Source organism: Acinetobacter sp. PC34, assembly GCF_051789135.1.
GTDB classification, from domain to species: domain Bacteria; phylum Pseudomonadota; class Gammaproteobacteria; order Pseudomonadales; family Moraxellaceae; genus Acinetobacter; species Acinetobacter johnsonii.
This window is the reverse complement of sequence record NZ_CP196664.1, coordinates 2,939,954-2,963,110: the sequence shown is the minus strand read 5'-3', so window position 1 is coordinate 2,963,110 and position 23,157 is coordinate 2,939,954. Positions and strand designations below refer to the sequence as shown.

Annotated in this window: 19 protein-coding genes and 2 pseudogenes; 19 read left to right on the top strand and 2 right to left on the bottom strand. The window is 42.6% G+C overall.

What is annotated here, in order from left to right; translation table 11 throughout:
• Positions 1-393: 393 nt before the first annotated feature.
• The 16 genes and pseudogenes from ACSC9N_RS14490 to ACSC9N_RS14415 all read left to right on the top strand — a co-directional run.
• Positions 394-1,395 (top strand): inovirus-type Gp2 protein, encoded by a 1,002-nt coding sequence (locus ACSC9N_RS14490; RefSeq protein ID WP_017482058.1) that lies wholly within the window; start codon positions 394-396, stop codon positions 1,393-1,395.
• 42 nt (positions 1,396-1,437) lie between these two features.
• Positions 1,438-2,397, top strand: a complete 960-nt coding sequence (locus ACSC9N_RS14485; RefSeq protein ID WP_017482059.1) for a hypothetical protein — start codon at positions 1,438-1,440, stop codon at positions 2,395-2,397.
• Between the two features lie 613 nt (positions 2,398-3,010).
• Positions 3,011-3,271 (top strand): hypothetical protein, encoded by a 261-nt coding sequence (locus ACSC9N_RS14480; RefSeq protein WP_002126044.1) that lies wholly within the window; start codon positions 3,011-3,013, stop codon positions 3,269-3,271.
• A 17-nt stretch (positions 3,272-3,288) separates the two neighbouring features.
• The gene (locus ACSC9N_RS14475; RefSeq protein WP_017482061.1) at positions 3,289-3,870 is read left to right on the top strand and encodes a hypothetical protein; all 582 of its coding nucleotides are present in this window, start codon (positions 3,289-3,291) and stop codon (positions 3,868-3,870) included.
• Between the two features lie 11 nt (positions 3,871-3,881).
• Positions 3,882-4,262: a hypothetical protein gene (locus ACSC9N_RS14470; protein ID WP_017482062.1), complete on the top strand. Its 381-nt coding sequence runs from the start codon at positions 3,882-3,884 to the stop codon at positions 4,260-4,262.
• Positions 4,263-4,373: 111 nt separating this feature from the next.
• Positions 4,374-4,673 (top strand): hypothetical protein, encoded by a 300-nt coding sequence (locus ACSC9N_RS14465; protein ID WP_002126054.1) that lies wholly within the window; start codon positions 4,374-4,376, stop codon positions 4,671-4,673.
• A gap of 111 nt (positions 4,674-4,784) precedes the next feature.
• Positions 4,785-5,822: a DUF932 domain-containing protein gene (locus tag ACSC9N_RS14460; RefSeq protein ID WP_017482063.1), complete on the top strand. Its 1,038-nt coding sequence runs from the start codon at positions 4,785-4,787 to the stop codon at positions 5,820-5,822.
• Positions 5,823-5,907: 85 nt separating this feature from the next.
• Positions 5,908-6,981 carry a YqaJ viral recombinase family protein gene (locus ACSC9N_RS14455; protein ID WP_057077012.1) on the top strand — a complete coding sequence of 358 codons (1,074 nt, stop codon included), beginning with the start codon at positions 5,908-5,910 and terminating at the stop codon, positions 6,979-6,981.
• 195 nt (positions 6,982-7,176) lie between these two features.
• On the top strand, positions 7,177-8,076 hold the full coding sequence (locus tag ACSC9N_RS14450) for a recombination directionality factor (protein ID WP_057077013.1): 900 nt from the start codon (positions 7,177-7,179) through the stop codon (positions 8,074-8,076).
• Positions 8,077-8,318: 242 nt separating this feature from the next.
• Positions 8,319-10,049 carry a type I restriction-modification system subunit M gene (locus ACSC9N_RS14445; RefSeq protein ID WP_057077014.1) on the top strand — a complete coding sequence of 577 codons (1,731 nt, stop codon included), beginning with the start codon at positions 8,319-8,321 and terminating at the stop codon, positions 10,047-10,049.
• The gene (locus ACSC9N_RS14440; RefSeq protein WP_057077015.1) at positions 10,039-11,442 is read left to right on the top strand and encodes an AlbA family DNA-binding domain-containing protein; all 1,404 of its coding nucleotides are present in this window, start codon (positions 10,039-10,041) and stop codon (positions 11,440-11,442) included. Before ACSC9N_RS14445 ends, ACSC9N_RS14440 begins: the two co-directional genes overlap by 11 nt.
• A complete protein-coding gene (locus ACSC9N_RS14435; RefSeq protein ID WP_081038225.1) occupies positions 11,439-12,848 on the top strand; it encodes a restriction endonuclease subunit S in 1,410 nt (469 codons plus the stop codon). The genes ACSC9N_RS14440 and ACSC9N_RS14435 overlap by 4 nt, the downstream gene beginning before the upstream one ends.
• Positions 12,849-13,541 carry an abortive infection family protein gene (locus ACSC9N_RS14430; RefSeq protein WP_002126048.1) on the top strand — a complete coding sequence of 231 codons (693 nt, stop codon included), beginning with the start codon at positions 12,849-12,851 and terminating at the stop codon, positions 13,539-13,541.
• On the top strand, positions 13,537-16,641 hold the full coding sequence (locus ACSC9N_RS14425) for a type I restriction endonuclease subunit R (protein ID WP_057077019.1): 3,105 nt from the start codon (positions 13,537-13,539) through the stop codon (positions 16,639-16,641). The genes ACSC9N_RS14430 and ACSC9N_RS14425 overlap by 5 nt, the downstream gene beginning before the upstream one ends.
• Positions 16,642-16,754: 113 nt before the next feature.
• Positions 16,755-17,249: pseudogene (locus ACSC9N_RS14420) on the top strand (AAA family ATPase); the annotation flags it as partial.
• A gap of 1 nt (position 17,250) precedes the next feature.
• A pseudogene (locus tag ACSC9N_RS14415) lies at positions 17,251-17,898 on the top strand (IS5-like element ISAba12 family transposase); the annotation flags it as partial.
• Positions 17,899-18,093: 195 nt separating this feature from the next.
• Here the strand turns inward: ACSC9N_RS14415 and gorA are convergent.
• Both gorA and ACSC9N_RS14405 read right to left on the bottom strand, forming a co-directional pair.
• A complete protein-coding gene (gorA, locus tag ACSC9N_RS14410; RefSeq protein WP_002122354.1) occupies positions 18,094-19,446 on the bottom strand; it encodes a glutathione-disulfide reductase in 1,353 nt (450 codons plus the stop codon).
• A gap of 78 nt (positions 19,447-19,524) precedes the next feature.
• Positions 19,525-20,690 (bottom strand): IS3-like element ISAba22 family transposase gene (locus ACSC9N_RS14405; RefSeq protein ID WP_155519647.1). Its coding sequence is split into 2 segments (ribosomal slippage): positions 19,525-20,432 and positions 20,432-20,690, totalling 1,167 coding nucleotides; the frame shifts between segments, so codons are not numbered across the junction.
• 90 nt (positions 20,691-20,780) lie between these two features.
• Between ACSC9N_RS14405 and istB the strand changes: the two genes are divergently transcribed.
• From istB to msrA, 3 genes are all read left to right on the top strand, one after another.
• On the top strand, positions 20,781-21,539 hold the full coding sequence (istB, locus tag ACSC9N_RS14400) for an IS21-like element ISPst3 family helper ATPase IstB (RefSeq protein ID WP_074964445.1): 759 nt from the start codon (positions 20,781-20,783) through the stop codon (positions 21,537-21,539).
• Between the two features lie 520 nt (positions 21,540-22,059).
• Entirely contained in the window at positions 22,060-22,503 is a 444-nt protein-coding gene (gene msrB, locus ACSC9N_RS14395; protein ID WP_003464965.1) for a peptide-methionine (R)-S-oxide reductase MsrB, read from the top strand.
• 1 nt (position 22,504) lies between these two features.
• Complete coding sequence (gene msrA, locus ACSC9N_RS14390) at positions 22,505-23,044, top strand: peptide-methionine (S)-S-oxide reductase MsrA (protein ID WP_003464967.1); 540 nt, start codon at positions 22,505-22,507, stop codon at positions 23,042-23,044.
• The last annotated feature ends 113 nt before the right edge of the window (positions 23,045-23,157 follow it).

The following is a 23,157-nucleotide window of genomic DNA, read 5'->3' as shown; positions in this document are numbered from 1 at the left end:
AAAAAGCCGAGCTTAGCCGAAGGTCTGGAAATTCTGCTGATCGGCTGGGCTATGGTTATTGCTTTTACGCTAAGACGGTTTTATATACTATTAATATAGAGATTAATACTAATAATAGATTAATGACTATAGCGTATAGAACTATAAATACTAGATATATCAATACAATCACTGTTACTCATACAGATAACAAGAACAGTTAGACATGTCATTCAGATCTGAATATATACCCAATATGGATGATGATAGGGACCAATAGTCCATGTAGGATGAGAGCACTATTCGATATATGCGGATAGTGGATGACTTGTTCTTACTCTAGATAAGAACACTATTTAAAAAAATAAGTCGATTGCTTAACTATGACGTGAATCATAGTTAAGGAAGTTCAACGTGTTCCCATTGGATTTAGATGATCAGGCAGGGGTGATGTGTACCATTCATACCTTTGTGGATGTATGTCTTAATTTTGATATTTCAGACGAAGCATTCATTTTCAACCTAGAACGCTTGTATTGCGCATTTGAAGCGTTTAAACAAGAAGGGCTTGAGTATGCAGCATCGCTTAGGGCGTTTATTGCAGTTACTGAATACGTCAATAGCCAACGTGGCATGCTTAGCTTTGCTGAATATCTGACAGGGCTTTCAATAGGGGAAATTAAGGCATTAAGACGAATCCTGCATGCGCATCGAGGGCTGATACGTGATGAGATCAAAAGCTTTGCGAGACGGAAAGAATTCAATCGAGTGGCATTACTTGAGGAGTTCGAAGGCGCAATTAAGGGGTATTATTCGGTTCTAGTGATCAGAGTGGATTTGAGCTATAGCAAGGACAGCATGAGTGAAATTACAGTAAATGACTTCTATCAGCATATCGGAAAACTACGTGATTTGATCACTGATAAGAATGGATATTTTGATGCACTTTTGACCTATGCGATCGCACTGGAGCAGGGTATAACCAAAGGCTTTCATGCTCACTTAGCATTGGTGATTAATCGGTCTGAGCACCAGAGCGATTATAAGATTGCTGAAGGGGTAATTGAGAAGTGGAATGAGATTACTTTAGGCAAAGGGACGGGATGGAACATCAACACGACAGAAAATAAAGAAAACTACGAGAAACAAGGTCGTTTAGGCATTGGAGATATTCGTCGAACAATACCCGAACAAGGCAATAATGCTTTGGGTGCAGTTGCGTATCTCAGTGACCCAGATAAATACGAGCAGACGTTATTGGTTAAACCACGAGGGCGTAAAACGTTTTATAAGGGGGATTATCAGCATCATAGTCGCCCAATACCTGACACAGAAGAAAATAGAAGAATCAAAGAGTGGAATGCGCAGACTGCTTTAGCAAAGCTGGAAGAGGAGATTTGGTTTAAAAAAATATGAACATGCCAGTTCTATGAAATCAATTCATTCATAGGACAACACATGAGCCATTCAGAGTTAGAGTCTGCAGCAGTACGTTTAGAACAAGACGTTTTAGAGCATTACCAAACGATTCGCTTTGCCCCGATTCCAGAAGGTACTGATTACAAAGATCATCAAAAAAATATTGATGATGAGTTTAAGCGTAAATTGTCTGGTTATTTTTCAGCATGGCGCAGAATGATGGCCGTTGGCATTCATGAGCATTTATCTTTTTCCTTTTGGGCAGACAAGTTCTTTCAGGCTTACTGCAGTGTATTACAGGAAGAGCAGATTCGGTTCTTTGAGGTCACGGCGCAAAGAAGCGCTGGTTTTTATATCGATAAGATCGTAAAGCGGCTGAGAGTGCTGTTTGAAAGCACCAGCTTAACTGAAGAAATGCACAAGCAGAATGAGCGTTATGAAAAGCAAATTGAAAAGCTGAGAGAATCTTATTGCAATACCAGTCAAATCTATCCAGATGCTGCGGATTTGAAACTAGAACTGAGCTTAAATGAGGCAGGAAATGAAATGATCGGCATACGGCAGCTAGAGCGGTATTTATTAAATTTTCAAAAAAGTCTAGCGGCTGAGTATTGGTATAGAACACAAGTCGTTTACCGCTTTTATCAGATTGTACGGGATGATGTTCAGCAGCGCTATGTGATTCACTTTTATCTGAGCTTTAACCGATCACTCTATTCTGATCCTTTGGGATATTGCAATGAGATCAGAGAGCACTGGATGAGAACGACTGGATATCTGGGCACATGCGTTTATCCAGAAATGCATCATCAGCTTTCCGATGCTGATGCACAAAAAGCGTTGCGGATTGACTGGATCATGCAAGAAGAAGCGGGCTGTCCTTTGGGTGCATTAAATAGCATGCCGGAGAATCAAACGGGGCAGTTTGGGCTTCCGAATAGAATCTGCATTTACCCTAAAGGATTTAAATGGTTTGATGGAGCACCTATACGGCGCTGAAAATTTATATCAGTGTCCTGCACTTGCTTGACGCTCTACATTGCGCAGATTATCCTTAGTCTGCTGACCTACATCGTCAGTCGGTTTTGACAGACCGTTTACACACAAGCACATCAAAAAAGTAATTTTTTGGTGGCTAACTCGTTCGTCCCCCTTCTTTGCGGTAGGGCGGAGGGGGGACGCGCTTGCGCGTGCTGGTTTCTTTGTTACCAGTCTGTCAACCCTCTTTCGTTCTGCCACCTTCAATTGACAGTGATTTGGCAGGATTCTTTTAAAACAAAGGAGTACGCCATGCGCTTACATCAATACCGTCTTTTACATTTCTCTTTTTTATGTGTGCCCGATCTACACCACAGGGGTAATGTGACCTGATGCTGTGTATTTCATGCATTGCTGTGTCGATCACTTTCTAAGAATAAAACTTTTTCAAGTACATATTACCGATATGAAGATGAATCTCTCATGCTGTTTTTGAGGGGCATAGATTTGTGTGCTTTATCGTCTATAACACTTCAAAAAAACATAGATATTCATTCCAACATTTATGACATGGGGAACACTGTGTTTGATTAAGACCAAGACCAGTGATGCCTAAAAAAAAGAGAAAATGATGATGTTTAAAACCTTCCTAAAAACTGCCCTTATTTCATCACTACTTGCAGGCGCATCATTGGCGCAGGCAGGCTGGTTTGCACAAGCCAGTGAATCCTACCTTGTTCAAGCACGTCATACAGGCGGTGGGGTTTATCAATGTCTTTATAAAACCAATCCTGGCAACCGTGGTTGGCGTAATTTCACGGTGAACTTTCAAGGTGGTTGTCCACGCTTTGTTCACTTTAATGCGCAGAATGGTCAAGTCACTGTGCCCAACTAAATGAGGGGAACATTCAAATGACTCAAAAAACCATATTGGGCTTGGCGGCAATCTTAGCCCTGACCTTGATCAGCATCGCAGGCTTCTACTTCTTTAGCCCTAAACACACAACTGAAAAAACGGTTCCAGCCAGTACTTCTGAGGTCAGCTCTGCACAACCTTTAGAATCCGCCAGTTCAGAAGCAGTATCCACTGTGATTGCAGCGGCAGAAGTGGATGGCATCGATGTCAAAGAATTGACCACGGGAAGCAAGCGTCTGAGTCCATCAGATCATGAACCTGAATTGCTGAGTTTTGAGTTTGATCAAAACCTTAAGGCGGTGGATACCTTACTGTCGATGCTGCCTTATGATGAACTGCCTGAATTTGAGCAGGAAAATATAGACAAGTATCAGCGCTATATCTTTGCCAAAGCCGCAAAAGATACAGGCAAATCAGTGCAAGACTTTAGCTTGCAAGAACATGGCGCACTGGAGTCGGAGCAAGCGGGTAATCGCTACTACGTCTATAAATTTGATAACGGCACAGACTGTGAAATCCATCTGGTCAGTATTGACTTAAATACGGGCGATTATGGCGTGAGCTATAACTACTGCTAAGGATGAAATGTATGAAGCGATTTTTTAAACCGATCCTACTCGCAGTGACTGTAACGGCAGGAATGTTGTTGAGTGGATGCAGTTCTGGCCTTGATCCAAATACATTTACGGTCGAACTCGATGTAATTGATACCAGTAACTGGTATGCCCAAAATCAATCCGCTACGGTATTGACCATCCGTTCCAATATTGCAGAGCCTATCGATGTCAGCCATGTTTCTGTCAATCATGGACAATGTCGTTATGAAGGCTATCGTCGATCGTTGGAATATCCGCAGCACTTTAAGATGGGGCAACGTTTAAGACTGAAATTAACAGACTGTAGCTACAGCAATGTGGTGCAGGTTGATGTCGAAACAGATAAAGGCACTGCAAGCTATAGCTTTCAATAGCGACTCTCCTCGACAAAGCAAAATTTAAATCAAACCGTGTCCTCAATGGGCACGGTTTTTTTATGTCCTCAATTCGCTCTTCGCACTGAATTCATTTCGCAAGGAATACCCATGTCTTTTATTCGATGTCCCTACTGTCAGTCTACCCAGGTCAGACAAACCGATTCAGGCAATGCGCATGCCAATTATTTTGAGCAACTACAACGTTGTATCTCACCAACACAGATGGCGATGTTTGGCATGCAGGTCGCTCGCAAGTCAGGCTTTTCACCGCTCTTCGGTGCAGCTGTTGGGGTAGTGGTGGGTGGCGTACTGGTGGTGGTGAGTCAGTATGCCTTTGAAAAATACTACAGCAATGCCGAGCAGTATCTCTGTCTGGATTGCCAACAAGCGTTTGCATGGGTGCCGTAATCGCATCTCTAACTTTACACGGTTACATCTTTGAATAGATGGATTGTTTAAACCCTTACAGCACATTTCTGCATCTTTACATCTTTCACTTTTATTTAAGGAATAATCAAAATGGCACATCAACTTGAACAAATGGCGTATGTCGGACAAACCCCGTGGCATGGTCTGGGCAATCAACTTAGCCAAAACCAACCGATTGAAGTCTGGGCCAAGCAAGCGGGCATGGATTGGCGCATTGAATCATCCAATGTCAGCTACATGGCTCAAAACTCACGTGGACAAAGCATCATCATGCCGTATGAAGAACAACGGGTACTGTACCGTTCAGATACCCATGCTCCTTTATCGGTGGTGAGTCAGCGTTATCAAGAAGTCCAACCGATGGAAATTCTGGAGTTCTACCGTGATCTGACTGAGCAATCAGGCTTTGAACTGGAAACCGCAGGTGTCCTAAAAGGTGGGAAAAAGTTCTGGGCTTTGGCACGTACAGGACAAACTGCAGAATTGAAAGGTGGAGATGTCAGCAATGGCTATATTCTGCTAGCAACCGCATGTGACGGTACGTTGGCGACCACAGCACAATTCACCAATATCCGTGTGGTGTGCAACAACACTTTAGCGATTGCCTTACGTGGACAGAGTTCCAGTGCAGGTGTAGTCAAGGTACCGCACAGTACCAAATTCGATGCCGACAAAGTCAAAGATCAACTCGGTATTTCAGTGAAAACATGGTACAACCACATGTATGAAATGAAACAACTCACCCAACGTAAAGTCACCCAGAAAGAAGCAGCGGCTTATTTTGATGCGGTATTTAACAACAATAGCCTAAGTGCGATGGAACAGGAGGATAACATTATTCAGTACTACCGTAATGTTGCGTCTCAAGCCAATCCACAACCCAATAAAACTGAACCGAATGGACGTGCCATGACCAAAGTCATGAATATGTTTAATGGGCAGGGACGTGGAGCAGACTTATCTTCAGCCAAAGACACCGCCTATGGACTACTTTGTGCGATCACCGAGTTTGTCGACCATGAACGTCGTGCGATGAGTACTGATCACCGCCTCGATTCGGCATGGTTTGGTGCAGGGGCAGCATTGAAACAACGTGGATTGGAGCAAGCTTTATATCTTGCAGCCTAAATTTTATCTCGTATCCCTCTTTGCCACATCTTCGGATGTGGTTTTTTTTATGCCGTTTTAAAATCAATGATAGAAGGATAAACCCATGAATCAGATTATAAACCCAACAGTAACGTCTCAATCTCAGTATTTACCAACTGTAGCCAATGACAAGCTTAAACAAAGTCAATCAGGTTCAAAACGTAGTTTAAATGCCAAACGTCTGATCAACACCAAACAACTGGACTATCAGGCATGGCTGGAAGTGCGTAAGCAGGGAATAGGCAGCAGTGATGCCGCAGCCGCCTGTGGCTTGAATCCTTATATGTCGATGCTGGAGCTGTGGATGATCAAAACAGGACGGGTACAGCAGAATATTGATGATGAAAGCTCAGGACATGCACCTTTATATTGGGGCAAGCAGTTAGAACCGCTAGTGGCTGAATACTACAGTCTGCATACCAACAACAAAGTTCGTCGGGTCAATGCGGTGCTGCAGCACCCTGATCCTGACAAAGCCTTTATGTTGGCAAACTTGGATTATGCCGTGGTGGGCAATGAAGACGTGCAAATCCTAGAATGCAAAACCGCAGGAGAATATGGCGCTAAACTGTGGCGAGATGGTGTGCCGTTATACGTGTTATGTCAGGTACAACATCAACTGGCGGTGACTGGTAAACAGGCAGCGCATGTTTGTGTCTTGATCTGTGGGCATGAAACCAAGATCTTCAAAGTGACACGATCAGAATCCGTGATTGAACATATTGTTCAAGCAGAACGATATTTCTGGGAATGTGTGGAAAAGGACACGCCACCATCCGTGGATGCAAGTGAATCCGCAGCTAAAGCGATTCAACAACTCTATCCAGCGCATGTACCTTTAACGGTAGAGGATCTTTCGCAAAATGAAAATGCCAATTTGATGTTCGACCAGCTTATCAAAATGAAGGAAGAGATTCAGAATCAGCAGGAACGCTTTGACCAGCTTAAACATGAAATCCAGATGATGATGCAAGACAAGGAAAGGGCAGTCTTTGTAAATGGCTCAGTAGTCTGGAAGAAAGCCAAGGATTCTATCAGCCTCAATACCAAAGCATTGCTTCAGCACCAGCCTGAACTCATTGAGCTTTATCCACTTGAAAAGCAAGGCAGTCGTCGATTTAACATCTATACCGACTAAGCCCTATCTACAGCACCAAATCAAAAATTCACAAAAATCGCTCCCCGCTCTCTACCCTTCGGTAGAGAGCAAATCGGTCGCGATTTCTGTAGCACTTTATCTGGCTCTACATTCTTTGGGTAACTTATTTGGTCCTTATTCCGACCTACATACATAGACCCAAATTTGTAAGGTAATACATTAAGGAATATCAACATGATTAAAGGTTTAGCAATTACTCCTCCAATCTTGGGACGGATCAGTATCGGTCGTATGATCGAAAAGAATGGTAAGCGATTGCCTGAAAAAGATGATCAATTCACCATTACTTCCCAGATTCAAAGCAAAGAAGGCTGGGTTAAACATCCACTGGATGATCAGCTTCGAGCCAATACGCCTAATCAAAAGCTACGTTCAATCCCTGTCAGAATGATCTTTAATGATCCTGATTTAAACCTGCGTGCAGAATACAGCCTGTTTGACCGACAGACTGGAAGACCTATCTGTGTCGGTAATGGAGAAACCTGCCAGCGTTTAACCAATCAAGGCGTGGAGCAACTTCCCTGTCCATCCCCTGATTTATGTCCATTGGCTCAAGGAGGGAACTGCAAGCCCTACGGGCGTTTGCATGTGAACTTAGATGAATCGGATGAATTTGGCACCTTTATCTTTAGAACCACAGGCTTTAACAGTATTCGCACTTTGGCAGCACGCTTAAGTTATTACCATGCAGCTTCAGGAGGCTTGTTGTCATGTCTACCCTTGCAATTGATATTGCGGGGCAAGAGTACGACACAGAGTTATCGTCAGCCCGTGTATTACGTGGATTTAACTTTAAGAGATGGGATCAGTTTAAATGAAGCGATTATTCAGGCGAAGCAGATTGATGAGCAGAGTAAGCAGGCAGGGTTTTATCAGGAGGCTCTAGACTTTACTGCAAGGAAGGGTTTTACCAATGCACGGTTTGAAACGGATATAGAGGAAGGGTTAGAGGTGCTGGAGGAATACTACCCTGAACAAGAACAAAACCGTACGGTGGAGCAACAAGCTTCGCCTAAAGGGTTTGTGCAGGATATTCAGCAAGGGTTGCAGCGATCAGTCAGACCCGTCAATTAATCGATTGGTTGGAAAAGAGCAACTTTCTAGGTTGCTCTTTTTTTTACGACATTATAAGACGTAGCAGTTGTTAAAGGACTATATTCGCTATGGTTATCCCGTTAAAATGACAAGCCTTAATTAATCTCTATTTTTTTTGTTAAGTGCATGACTTTTAATAGGTCGCAGATATGCTAACTTAGCAACATTGTTTAACATTAAGTATAAAACCAAAGCGGTTGATCTTGGATTGAGGAAATAAAATGCATTCATTGGAACAAAAATTTCTAAATGACTTAGATGACAAGCTTTGGAAAGCCGCCGATAAATTACGCAGTAGTCTGGATGCTGCTAACTATAAGCATATTGTTTTAGGACTGATTTTCTTAAAGTACGTATCAGATGCTTTTGATGAACGGCAATCTGAACTCAAAGAATTGTTTGCACAAAAAGACGACCACAACATCTATTACATGCCGCGTGATCAGTACGACAGCGAAGAAGAATACCAACAGGCTATTGCTGATGAACTAGAAATACTGGATTACTACCAAGAAAAAAACGTATTTTGGGTGCCAAAAGCAGCACGTTGGTTAAGTATCCGCAATGCAGCAGCTTTACCAATTGGCTCAATCATTTGGCAGGATGAGCAAGGACAGGACGTGAAGTTACGCTCTGTATCTTGGTTGATTGATAATGCTTTTGATGAAATTGAAAAAGCCAATCCAAAACTAAAAGGTATTCTGAATCGTATTGGACAGTATCAGCTGGACAATGACAAGCTACTTGATCTGATCAATACTTTTTCTGACACCAGTTTTACTAATCCAGAATATAACGGTGAGCAACTCAGTCTGCACAGCAAAGATATCCTCGGGCATGTCTACGAATACTTTTTGGGACAGTTTGCCTTGGCTGAAGGGAAGCAAGGTGGGCAGTACTACACGCCTAAAAGTATCGTCACCTTAATTGTTGAAATGCTACAACCTTATAAAGGCCGCGTGTATGACCCTGCAATGGGTTCAGGTGGATTCTTTGTATCCAGTGAAAAGTTCATTGAACAACATGCACAGGAAAAGCATTACAAAGCATCAGAGCAGAAAAAGCATATTTCTATTTATGGTCAGGAGAGCAACCCGACCACATGGAAACTGGCCGCTATGAACATGGCGATTCGTGGGATTGATTTTAATTTTGGTAAAAAGAACGCGGATACATTTTTAGAGGATCAGCATCCAGACTTACGTGCTGACTTTGTGATGGCCAATCCGCCTTTTAACATCAAGGATTGGTGGCATGCTTCTCTAGAAAGTGATGTGCGCTGGAAATACGGTACACCGCCACAAGGTAATGCTAACTTTGCCTGGATGCAGCACATGCTGCACCATCTGTCACCTACAGGCAGTATGGCATTGTTACTTGCCAATGGTTCAATGAGTTCCAATACCAACAATGAAGGCGAGATTCGTAAGAACCTGATCGAAGCCGATCTGGTGGAATGTATTGTTGCATTACCAGGACAACTGTTCACCAACACGCAAATTCCAGCCTGTATCTGGTTTCTAACCAAGGACAAAAAGAATGGCTTGTCTTTAGATAAAAAGAAAGCCAACCGTGAAGGCAAGACTCTGTTCATCGATGCCCGTAATTTGGGCTACATGAAAGATCGCGTACTGCGTGACTTTACCGATGCAGATATTGCCAAAATCACCAATGCTTTACATGCTTGGCAACAAGGCGAAAATTTTGAAGGCGAAGCCTATCAAGATGAGAAAGGTTTTTGCTTCTCTGCTGAGTTAAAAGATATTCAGAAGCACGACTATGTATTGACCCCAGGGCGTTATGTAGGTGCAGTCGAGCAGGAAGATGATGGCGAGCCATTCGCTGAGAAAATGCTGCGTTTGACCGCTCAGCTCAAAGAACAATTTGCTGAAAGTGCGGTCTTGGAAAGTGAGATTAAAAAGAACCTAAAGGGCTTGGGCTATGAGTTCTGATCATTCTTTATTGCTGGAAATTCAGAAGGGTGAAAGTCAAACCCTTGAATTTAAAGAGCAGTTACCGAAAGGGCAACAGGTCGCAAAGACCCTGATTGCTTTTGCCAATACCAGTGGTGGTAAATTGGTAGTGGGTGTAAGTGATGATCGCCAACTCGTAGGTATTCAAGATGATATTTTTGAGTTGCAAGATCAGATCACTTCGATGATCAATGAGCTGTGTGCGCCCAATATTCTACCTTACATTTATATCGAGAATATCCAAGGCATTGAGTTATTGGTGATTGAAGTCAGCCGTGGTTCGTTATTGCCTTATTATCTCAAGCCGCAAGGCAAGGCACAGGGAACCTATATCCGTTTAGGTGCAAGCAATCGTGTGGCATCGCCTGAATATATTCAGCAACTTGAGCTACAACGCTTAAATCAGACTTTTGATGAACAGCCGAATCCGCAATACAGTTTAGATGACATTGATTTACAGCCTTTAAAGCAAGCCTTTGCTGAGGTGGGTAAAGAATTGTCTTTGCAGAAAATGCGGAATCTCAAATTGATCATTCAGCAGAATGGACAGGATTACCCAAGTCATGGGCTGCTCATTTTGTTGGGGCTTTATGAGCAGGTTGAGATTAAATGCAGCCGCTTTAAAGGCACGACCATGACAGTATTTTTGGATAAAAAAGAATACCGTGGAGACTTGTTTAGCCAGTTGAAGCAAACAGAGCAATTCATCAAGAATCATCTGCATCTACGGGCAGAAATTTTAGGGTTACAACGTACAGAAAGTTATGAAATCCCAATTCCTGCTATTCGTGAAGCCTTGGTGAATGCAGTGTTACATCGTGACTATAGCAATGCAGGGCGTGATATTAAGGTTGGTATTTATGATGACATTCTGAATATCGTATCGCCGGGTGGTTTGCCAAATGGACTGACTGAAGAAGATTTGGCTCAAGGTCGTTCTGAGATTCGTAACCGTGTTTTGGCGCGTGTGTTTAAAGAGCTGGGTTATATCGAGCAGTGGGGCAGTGGTATTGCCCGTATTAAAGATCTTTGTTTACAAGCAGGTAATGCCGAACCTCAACTGAAAGCACAAGGTGATTTTGTCGATTGGGAGTTTTACCGTCCTTCGATTGAGCAATTAGGTGGCTCAATAGGTGGCTCAATAGGTGGCTCAATCCAAGAAACTATTCTGACAGATCGTCAAAAAGAGATTTTAAATTTAATTCAGCACAACCCAAAAGTTTCCTATCGTGCTATGGCGGAGCACCTCGGAATTAATGAGTCAGCAGTGAAAAAGCATTTGAATCATTTAAAAGATGCTAGCTGGCTTGAGCGTGTGGGTGGAACTCGTGGCTATTGGGTAATTAAGAAAGAATTTGGGGGTGAGGTGTGAGTGTTGATTGGTCTTTTGTTCGCTTGAAAGATTATTGTACAAAAATTGGGAGTGGCTCTACACCAAGGGGCGGGGCTAATGTATATCTTGATAGTGGAAATGTCTGCTTAATTCGTAGTCAAAATATTTATAACGATGGATTTAGCGAGAATGGGTTAGTTTTTATTTCTGATAGTGATGCAGAGAAATTAAATAACGTAGAAATAGAGTTGAATGATGTTCTAATTAATATTACAGGTGATTCTGTTGCCCGAGTTTGCTTAGCTCCTAAAGATAAATTACCTGCAAGAGTTAATCAGCATGTAGCTATTATCAGAACAGTAAAAAATGAGCTTGATCCAAAGTTTGTTAGATATTTTTTGACTGATAGGAATACACAAAATCATTTGTTAACGTTAGCGGGAACAGGTGCGACAAGAAATGCTTTAACCAAAGGAATGTTGGAAGAGTTTTTAGTTCCGAAACCCGATATTTTGATTCAAAAAAAAATATCTAAGATTCTTTCTGATCTTGATGAAAAAATTCATCTAAATAATCAAATCAACCAAACTTTAGAATCCATCGCTCAAACCATTTTTAAAAGTTGGTTTATCGACTTTGAGCCTGTACGCGCCAAAATTGCAGCTAAGCAGGAAGGCACAGACACTGAACTTGCTGCCATGTGTGCTATTAGTGGTAAGAGCGAAGCTGAACTGAAGCAAATGGCTGAAGATGATCTTGCTGAGTTACAAGCGACTGCCGCACTGTTTCCTGAAGAGTTGGTTGAAAGTGAGTTAGGGGAAGTGCCAAAAGGTTGGGAAATATTAGATATTGATAAAACTACCTCATTAATTATTGACCATCGAGGTAAAACACCTAAAAAATTAGGTTCTGATTGGTCAGATACAGGTATAACGGTTTTATCTGCTAAGCATATTAAAGATGGATATATTGTTAATCGTGAACAACTTAGATTTGTTGATAGAGAACTTTATAATAAATGGATGAAAGAAGAATTAGAGGAAGGTGATATTCTCTTAACATCAGAAGGACCTATGGGTGAAATGTATTATTTGGCTTCTGATGAAAAGTATTGCTTGAGTCAAAGACTTTATGCTTTGCGTGCTAATACTGATTTAATATCTTCAGCATTTTTATATTTTTGGTTATTAAGTCCTTATGCAAAATCAGATATGAATGGACGTGCTACAGGTACGACAGTTGTTGGTATAAGACAATCAGAGCTTAGAAAGGTTAAAGTTTTGACTCCACCAAAAAATATTTGTGATTTATTCAATGAAAAAGTGAAAGCTAATTTAAAACAGATAGCACTTAATAATAATAAGTCCGTAGATTTAGCTCATATCAGAGATATTTTGTTACCGAAATTAATGGCAGGTGATTTAACTCTAAGTGTAGGTTGTTAGATGAGTAATCAAATCATTATAAATGCTTTAGCATATATTGATAATTCTACAGATCGTTATAAATTAAAAAGAACGGTTTTAGCAATCAATTCAGCATATGCTGATGGTGAATCAGGATTAATCGTTGGTCAGTGTAAATCATTGGTTGAAGGTCTTTGTAAATCAATATTGGATGAAAGTAAGATTCCTGTTGAGGCTGATATAAATTTAAGTAAATTGGCGAAGAAAGCAGTTCAAGAGTTAGCTAAAAATTCTGATGAATGGAAAGAACAAAAAACTAATGAGGCTTTTAAGAAGCTAATAAATAGTTTTTCCTTAACGTTGGAAAATGCAATGTCAGCTATAGGAACTTTAAGGAATGAATATTGTCCATTGGCCCATGGGAGAAGCTCACAGCATATTCCTTTAGATTTTGTATATGCTGAGTTTGTTGCACAGCAAACCGATGCAATTTTATTATTTTTTTTAAAATTATTAGATCACTCTAATTCATTAAAACCAGAGCCTATTAGATATCATGAAAATTTAGAATTTAATGAATATGTAGATGAGCAACACGGTAGTTTGAATATTTTTGAGGATATGTATTTAGCTTCAGATATTTTATTTCAAATGAATAAAAGCAAGTATCAAGTAGCCTTAGCAGAATATAAAGAGAGTTTGGAAGAAATAGAGGGGCAAGAAATTGATTAATGAAATTACTTTGGAATTGAATTGCTTAGCTTGGTTTGAACAAACGGGGTGGAATGTTTTAAATAGTTCTGAGTTGTCACCTGATAGCAGTAACCCATTACGGAAAGACTATAAACAAGTCTTAATTGAATCAGACCTACACGCTGCATTTGAACGATTAAATCCGCATCTTCCAATAAACTGTTTTGAACAAGTCTTACAAAAGCTGAATCAACCTGAAAGTTTAGATCTTGTCACCAATAACCGTGCCTTCCATCGTATGTTATTGGAGGGTGTACCTGTCACTTATAAGAAGCAGGACGATTGGTTACATGATCATGCCTTCTTAGTGGACTTTAATCATGTGCATCAAAACCGATTTGTTGTGGTCAATCAATTTACCATTCTAGGTACTAAGCAACCTCGACGTCCTGACATCATTTGCTTTATCAACGGTATTCCTTTTGCTGTGTTGGAGTTAAAAAGCCCAACTGATGAAAACGCGGATATTTGGGATGCCTTTAACCAGTTGCAAACCTATAAAGAAGAAATCTCGGATCTGTTTGTTTTTAACGAAGCATTGGTAGTCAGTGATGGTGTAACAGCCCGTGTCGGTTCACTGACGGCGAATCAGGAACGCTTTTTGCCGTGGCGTACGATCAAGAATGAAGATGATAAACCCGCTTTAGAATGGGAGTTAGAGACAGTTATTCGAGGCTTCTTTGATCGAGAATTGTTCCTAGATTACATCCGTTTCTTCGTGCTGTTTGAAACAGATGGCGAAAAGACCATTAAGAAAATTGCAGGCTATCATCAGTTCCATGCAGTCAGGGAGGCAGTCCAAGCCACCATTGCAGCAGCCAATCCAACTGGGGACAAAAAAGCAGGTGTTGTTTGGCATACCCAAGGTTCGGGTAAAAGTATCTCTATGTGCTGTTATGCAGGCAAGTTGTTACAACAGCCGGCTATGCATAACCCGACCTTGTTAATTGTGACAGACCGTAATGACTTGGATGGGCAGCTCTTTGAAACTTTTAGCAATGCTCAAGAACTATTAAAACAAACCCCAGTACAAGCCAATAACCGCGATGAGCTGAGAAGGTTTTTAGCTGAGCGTGAGTCAGGTGGCATCATCTTTACCACAGTGCAAAAGTTCGCATTACTGGAAGGTGAGAGTGAGCATCCATTATTGAATGGACGCCACAATATTGTGGTCATGTCAGATGAAGCACATCGTAGCCAATATGGTTTGAAAGCAAAACTAGGTAACGATGGCACGTACAAGTTTGGCTATGCCAAGCACATGCGCGATGCTTTAAAGAATGCTGCTTTTATTGGCTTTACTGGAACTCCGATTTCGAGTGAGGATAAAGACACCAGAGCTGTCTTTGGCGACTATGTTTCCATATATGACATTCAGGATGCCGTCGATGATGGTGCAACCGTCCCAATCTACTACGAATCACGCTTGGCAAAGCTAGATATTAATCAGACTGAGATTGAAGAGTTATCTGATCAAGTCGATGAGGTTGTAGAAGATGAAGAAGATGTTGGTAACCGAGAAAAGACTAAGAGCGAATGGAGCCGACTAGAAAAGCTGGTGGGTGCCACACCACGGCTGAAACAGATTGCTGCGGATTTAGTCGCACATTTTGAAGCCCGTACAGAAGCCACGGCGGGTAAAGGCATGATTGTGACCATGAGCCGCGAGATCTGTGTCCACCTTTACAATGAGATTATTGCCTTACGTCCAGATTGGCATGACCCTGATCCTGAAAAAGGCAAAATCAAAATTGTGATGACCGGTTCGGCATCGGACAAACCGTTACTGCAACCGCATATTTACAACAAGCAAGTCAAAAAACGTCTTGAGAAACGCTTTAAAGATGTGAATGATCCTTTGCACTTAGTGATCGTGCGCGATATGTGGCTTACAGGTTTTGATGCACCGTGTACGCACACCATGTATATCGATAAGCCAATGAAAGGCCATAACCTCATGCAGGCAATTGCACGTGTGAACCGTGTCTTTAAAGATAAGCAGGGTGGACTAGTTGTTGACTATATCGGCATTGCTAATGAATTGAAGCAGGCCTTAAAAACCTATACCGATGCCAAAGGGAAAGGTGAGCCGACTTTACGTGCAGAAGAAGCCTATGCAGTGCTTGCTGAAAAGATGGATGCAATACGAGGAATGTTCACCAAAACCAACGAGCAGGCAGGTATGGATTTGGGTGCTTATGAAACTCAGGCACACCGACTGATTATCCCCGCAGCTAACTATGTGCTGAGCTTAAAGGATGGTAAAAAGCGTTTTCTTGATTTAGTTCTGGCAATCAATAAAGCCTTCTCTTTATGCAGCACCTTGGATGAAGCGAAGAACCTGCACAAAGAAATTGCCTTTTACTCAGCCATTAAAGCGGTCATTAGCAAGCATACCTCTGTAGATCGTAAACTGTCGCAAGCGGAAAAGGACAGTACGCTAAAACAGATTCTGGACAATGCTGTCATTGCTGATGGCGTAACAGATGTCTTTGCAATGTGTGGTTTGGATAAACCTAATATTGGCTTGCTTTCAGATGAGTTCTTGGAAGATGTACGGCAGATGCCATACCGTAACTTGGCAGTTGAACTTCTGGAAAAGTTACTCAATGATGGCATTAAGGCAAAGACGCGAAACAATGTGGTACAGGAAAAACGCTTCTCTGACCGTTTGCAGGAAACCTTGAGGAAATACAATAACCGAGCGATTGAAACTTCTCAGGTCATTGAAGAACTCATTCAAATGGCAAAAGAATTTCAGGCAGAGATGCAGCGTGAAGCTGCACTTGGTTTGAATCCTGATGAAATCGCTTTCTATGATGCTTTGGCAAACAATGAAAGTGCTGTCAGAGAGCTTGGAGACGATACGCTGAAACAGATCGCACGAGAGATTACAGAGAAGCTTAGGAAGTCAACGACAGTGGATTGGCAGGTTAGGGATAGTGTGCGTGCTCAGCTGAAAATATTAGTACGTCGTACTTTGCAGCGATGGAAATACCCGCCTGATAAAGCGGCTGAAGCGATTGAGCTTGTGATGAAGCAAGCTGAGCAGTTGTCGAATGCGTGGACGACTAGCTAAAAAATCATTTATAAAGAACGTAATGTACACAAAATAATTTACATGCTCTTCTTGGGCGAAACCTTTGAAAAAATAGATAAAGTTACAATAACCAATGTATTTTGGGGGGAACAATGCGTATCGAAAAAGTTAGAGTTGAGGGGTATAGACTTCTTGAAGATATTGAGATTGTATTAGAAAAGAATTCAACTGTGATTGTAGGGCGAAATAATAGCGGAAAAACATCTTTTACTAGCATATTTGATTGTTTTTGTGGTGAGTCAGGAGCCCGTTTTAGGTTGGAAGATTTTTCTAGTTTGTCTCGTGAGAAGTTTTTAAATGCAAGAAAATTGAAAGAAGAGGGGGCAAGTCCAGAGCAGATATATAATACACTGCCTATAATCACTCTTTCTTTGACATTTCGATACGATAGTGATGCCCCGACTTTAGGGCCTCTTTCACCATTTATCATTGATTTAGATATGGACTCTACAACAGCGATTGCTTGTATTGAATATAGGCCTGTCTTAGCAAAAATGCATTTGTTGTTTGATATACCTCAACCACCAGTAGGTATGGAACCTCAAATACATTTTTTTAAGTGTTTACGTAATAACTTATCAAAAATTTCTTTGTAGAAGACAAAAGCATATTGATATTGTAATCAGCTACCAAAAAAGTAGCGATGGGCTGCATCTACTCATGGACTCTACAGGCATGAAGTTTCTAGGTGAGGGCGAATGGAAACGCAAGAAACATGGACCTGAATATCGTCGCCAATGGCGTAAACTTCATATTGGTATAGATGCTAAAACCCTGCAAATACGAGCAGTTCAGCTTACAACCAATAATGTCAGTGATTCACAGGTGCTTGGTGATTTACTTAATCAGATTCCACAAGATGAGCGGATTAACTCTGTTTATACCGATGGAGCTTATGACACCAAGCAATGCCGTCAGGTCATTGCAGATCGGCAAGCGCATGCGGTGATTCCACCTAGAAAAAATGCGAAACCATGGAAAGATACAAAGAGTAGCTCGCTAGAGCGAAATGAATTACTTCGAACAATTAAACGTTTAGGCAGGACACTATGGAAAAAATGGTCAGGCTATCATCGGCGAAGTTTGGTTGAAACTAAGATGCATTGCATCAAATTATTAGGAGATAAACTCAGTGCAAGGAGTTTTGATAGCCAAGTGAATGAGATCCATGCACGTGTAGCAGTCCTTAACAGATTTACGGAATTAGGTCGACCACTTACCCAAGTTACGCCTTAAATTTGGCTCAATTAGGGGCGCTTTGCATTTCAAATCTTTGTGCAACAAAGCCGAGCATGTGCTGTTTGTGATAAATTGAGATTATGTTGAGTGAGTTCTCTAATAATTCTAAGTTGTTGAAAGTTCATAATTTGGATATAGAATATAAAAATAAGAGCAAATATATAAATAAATGCTCTTTTAGATGATCAATGATTAACGCATTGTGACGAATTCTTCAGCAGAAGTCGGATGAATTGCTAAAGTGTTATCGAAGTCTTTTTTAGTTGCTCCCATTTTTAAAGCAACAGCAAAGCCTTGCAGAATTTCATCCATACCGTATCCAATACCATGAATTCCGACCACTTTCTCATCAGTTCCTACACAAATTAATTTCATTTTTGTGAGTTGTCGATGTTCTGTTATCGCTGTATACATGGATGTAAAGGAAGAACTATAAATTTTGATGGCATCTTTACCAAATTTTTCTATGGCTTGATCTTCGGTTAATCCAACTGTTCCAATAGGTGGGTGACTAAACACCACAGTCGGAATATTTTCATAATCTAAATGTTCATTTGGCTTATTGTTAAATAAACGTTCAGACAGTCTTCGACCCGCTGCCACAGCAACAGGTGTTAACTCGACTTTACCTGTAATATCACCCACTGCATAAATGCCAGACTGTGTTGTATTTTGATATGCATCAACATGAATAAAGCGATTCTCGTTCAATTGAACTTGAGTCTTATTAAGATTGATCGCTTCAGTTGCAGGTTTTCTACCAATTGCCCAAATCAAGCAATCTACACTATGTTCTGTACCATCTTCTAGGTGTAATACAAGTGAGTTATCTTGAACTTTAGTCACTTTGTTAATCTGACTATGAGTATGCACGTTAATATTTTCACTGCGCATATTCTCTAATAGTGTTTTACCAAGGAAATGATCTAATCCACGCAAAGGCTGATGTTTACGAATAAATAATTGTACATTCGAACCCAATGCATTAAGAACACCTGCCAATTCCACAGCAATATAGCCAGAACCAACAATAGCAGTCCGCTTCGGTAAGTGTTCTAATCCGAAGAAACCATTGGAATCAATACCATATTCAGCACCTTCAATTTCAGGTTTGAATGCTTGAGTCCCCGTAGCAATTAAAATATGGTCAGCTGTGTACGTTTCACCATTTACTTCAATTGTTTGAGCATCTAAAAATTTTGCAAAACCTCGAATGACATCAACATTATTTTTAGCTAGTCCTGTGTCATACGATGTATGTATTCGGCTGATATAGGCTTGTCTGTTTTCAACTAATTTCTTCCAGTTAAAGGATTTCAATTCTGTATTAAAGCCATAGTCAGGACCATATTTATGAATCGCATCGGCAATTTGAGCTGAATACCACATCACTTTTTTAGGAACACATCCTACGTTGACACAGGTTCCACCAATATCACCCATTTCTATCAGTGCACATTTCTTACCATACATGGCAGCACGATTGACTGATGCAATACCGCCACTGCCTCCGCCAATCGCAATATAATCATAGTGTTTAGACATAAATGAAATTCCTGTTTTTTAGATTTAAAAAGTTAATGATATACGCTGAATTATCAGGAGACTTTCCCTTGGGAGATTCTAGGCAGCCAACTTATAAAAGTCTTCGGCCATTTGATTTGGTGTCTTAAAACCCAAACCCTTTTGAATTCTTCGATGATTATAAAATAATTCAATGTATTTTATAATATCTGCTTTGGCTTCTTCTCTGGTTTGATAGTTGTAATGATGCACTAACTCATTTTTCAGTATTCCCCAAAAGCTTTCAATCGGTGCATTATCGTAACAGTCTCCGCGCTTGCTCATTGAACCTTGAAAACCATATTGCTCAAGTATATTTCGATATTCATGGCTGCAATATTGACTTCCTCTGTCTGAATGCACAATCAGTTCTTTGGTTGGTTTTTGATTGTGAATAGCCATATTTAGCGCATTACAAACAAGCTGTGCTGTCATGCGCTCATTTAAGCTATAGCCAACCACTTGTTTCGTGTAAAGGTCTTTTACCGCTGCTAAGTACAGCCATCCTTCAACAGTCCATATGTACGTAATATCACTTGACCATGCTTGATTTGGTCTAGTCATTGAGAATTGTTGCTCCAGCAGGTTTTCATAGATCGCTCGATTATGGTCACTATTCGTAGTCCTTTTAAAACGCTTGTGTCGCTTACAATACAGGTGGTTCAGCGCTTTTATCTGACGTACAGCGTACATACTCATTTTTATGCCCTGAGCTTGTAAGTATTTGGTTAATCGAATATAACCATAGCTCTGCCTTGTCTCCTCATGGGCTATTTTCACCAATATCGTCTGTTGATTTCGTTGAATCGTTCTTTTGCTCACGCCTCTCTTGAGCCAATCATAAAAACATGAAACTGAAACATGAAGTAATCGAGCCATTAAGGTAATTGGAAAAGAATATCTTTTTTGTTTCATATCGGCGTACCTTACTGACTTTCTTTGGCAAAGTACGCTGCTGCCTTTTTTAAAAATTCACGTTCCATTTCAGCTATTTTGAGCTGTTGTTTGAGTTTTTTATTTTCTTCGAGTAGAGCGTTTAGATCAGGTGAATACTGTTTTGTACCTGCTAAAGTTCCAGCCTTTGCTTTGGTATTCCAATTTGAAAGAGTTTGCATTGAAATGCTAAGTTGTCTAGCTGTTTCCGAGACATTGCCTTGATTGGCTTCAATTAATTTGATGGCTTCAGCTTTAAATTCTGTGGTGTAAGTCTTGTGTTTCTTGCTCATGGTAAACTCCTGATGAGTGTGTTTAGTTTACCAAGTTAAAACCTCCTGTTTTTTCAGCACACATCACTCAAGGAGCTGCGCCTGCACGGCATGGCCACGGCCTGGGCGGAGTTGACTGCGCAGGGTGAGTCGAACACAGCCTCGTCCAAGTGGCTGCTCGAACACCTGCTGGAACAAGAGCACACAGATCGCGCCATGCGCTCGGTGAGCCACCAGATGAACATGGCCAAGCTGCCGATGCACCGCGACCTGGCCGGCTTCGACTTCAGCGCCTCCAGCGCAGACGCTCGTTTGATCAGCGAACTGGCCAGTCTGGCCTTTACCGACACCGCGCAGAACGTGGTGCTGATCGGTGGGCCTGGCACCGGTAAAACCCACCTGGCCACTGCGCTGGCCGTGTCCGGCATCACCCGGCACGGCAAGCGCGTGCGCTTCTACTCCACGGTCGATCTGGTCAATCTGCTGGAGCGCGAAAAGCACGACGGCAAAGCCGGGCGGATCGCCCAAGCTCTGCTGCGCATGGATCTGGTCATCCTCGACGAACTGGGTTATCTGCCCTTCAGCCAGGCCGGCGGTGCGTTGCTGTTTCACCTGCTATCCAAGCTGTACGAACACACCAGCGTGGTGATCACCACCAACCTGAGCTTCGCCGAATGGTCGAGCGTGTTCGGCGACGCCAAGATGACCACCGCCCTGCTGGATCGGCTGACCCACCACTGCCACATCGTCGAAACCGGTAACGAGTCCTATCGCCTGCAACACAGTAGCTTGGCGGCCCAGGCCAAGATCAAATCACGGGAGCGAAAGCGTAAGGGCGGCCAGGAACCGGAGGACGATGAGCCGTTCTGATTTCATGGCGACGACGGCCTGCTACATGGCTGCGTGTGGCAGGTCTTAAACAACTGAACTGGGCTAGCGAAGGAGTGGGGGCAACAGCAGCTGCGCTGGTAGACTTATCCACAGTTGCTGGTAACAAAATCAGCAATCCGCCCTGGGTCAAATTTCAATCGGCAGGGTGGGTCAATTTTCCATCAGCGCCAACACACTAAGCAACCATCAGAAAATTTTGACTGTACGCCAAAAAATTCGCATCTACCAGCATCTAAACAGGCGTTGTTGATTATCATAAAACACTGACACTGTATTATATAATCGTGCTTTTGTGTTATTTTTTTAATATTTACTGATTACGTACTTGCTTAACCACTCAGTTGCGCTAGAATTAATAGACGCGAAATTTAAATCTCTAATTTTCCAACACTTAGTAAAACCTCGTTTGCCATCCCACTACCATTGTAGGAGCAAATCAGGAGACATAAAAAATTAGCGGTAGCGTGCCTGGCCCTCTAGATAAGTATTGGAGACTGTAATGAAGTTTGAAAAGTCACAGACAGCAATCGACCACCTGACTCCCGAGCAACACCGAATTACCCAGGAGGCGGGCACCGAAAGGCCCTTCACGGGCGAGTACAACGACAACAAGGAGCCTGGCATCTACGTTGACATAGTGTCGGGAGAGCCACTGTTCGCTTCGACGGACAAGTTCGATTCGGGTACTGGCTGGCCCAGCTTCACCAAGCCGATCGTTTCGGCAAACGTGAACGAGGTGCGGGACAGCGCACACGGCATGGTCCGGACGGAGGTCAGGTCAGTACACGCAGACAGTCATCTCGGCCATGTGTTCCCCGATGGTCCTTCCGACCGCGGCGGTCTGCGGTACTGCATCAACTCAGCGTCCCTTCGCTTCATCCCGCGCGACGAGATGGAGTCCGAGGGATACGGTGAATATCTCGATCAAGTAGAGGAGGCTTAACATGCATCAGCGCGCTGTTCTCGCAGGAGGATGTTTCTGGGGCATGCAGGATCTGATCCGCAAGCGGCCCGGCATCATCTCGACCCGTGTGGGTTACACGGGCGGCGATATTCCGAACGCCACGTATCGTAATCACGGCACGCATGCCGAGGGGATCGAGATTGTCTTCGACCCGACAGTGACGAGCTACCGGAACATCCTGGAATTCTTCTTCCAGATCCACGATCCGACGACGCTGAACCGCCAGGGCAATGATCGTGGGCTCTCCTACCGGTCGGGCATCTATTATGTCGACGAGGAGCAGAAGCGCGTCGCCGAGGATACGATCGCCGATGTGGATGCCTCGGGGCTGTGGGATGGCAAAGTGGTGACCGAGGTCCAGCCGGTCGGCGAGTTCTGGGAGGCCGAGCCCGATCACCAGGATTATCTGGAGAAGCGCCCGGGCGGCTACACCTGCCACTTCGTCCGTCCCGGCTGGGTGCTTCCGAAGCGCCAAAAGGTTGACGACGTACAGCCAGCGGCCGGGACCGCGGCGGAATAGGCTTCACTGCCGTTGCCACTGCGCCGGTCCGGTCCGCAATCTTCGTGACCGCGTCGTTCAGCGACGCGGTCATCGAACCCTACTTCAGAGTGACGGCTCGTTCCAGTCAGTCG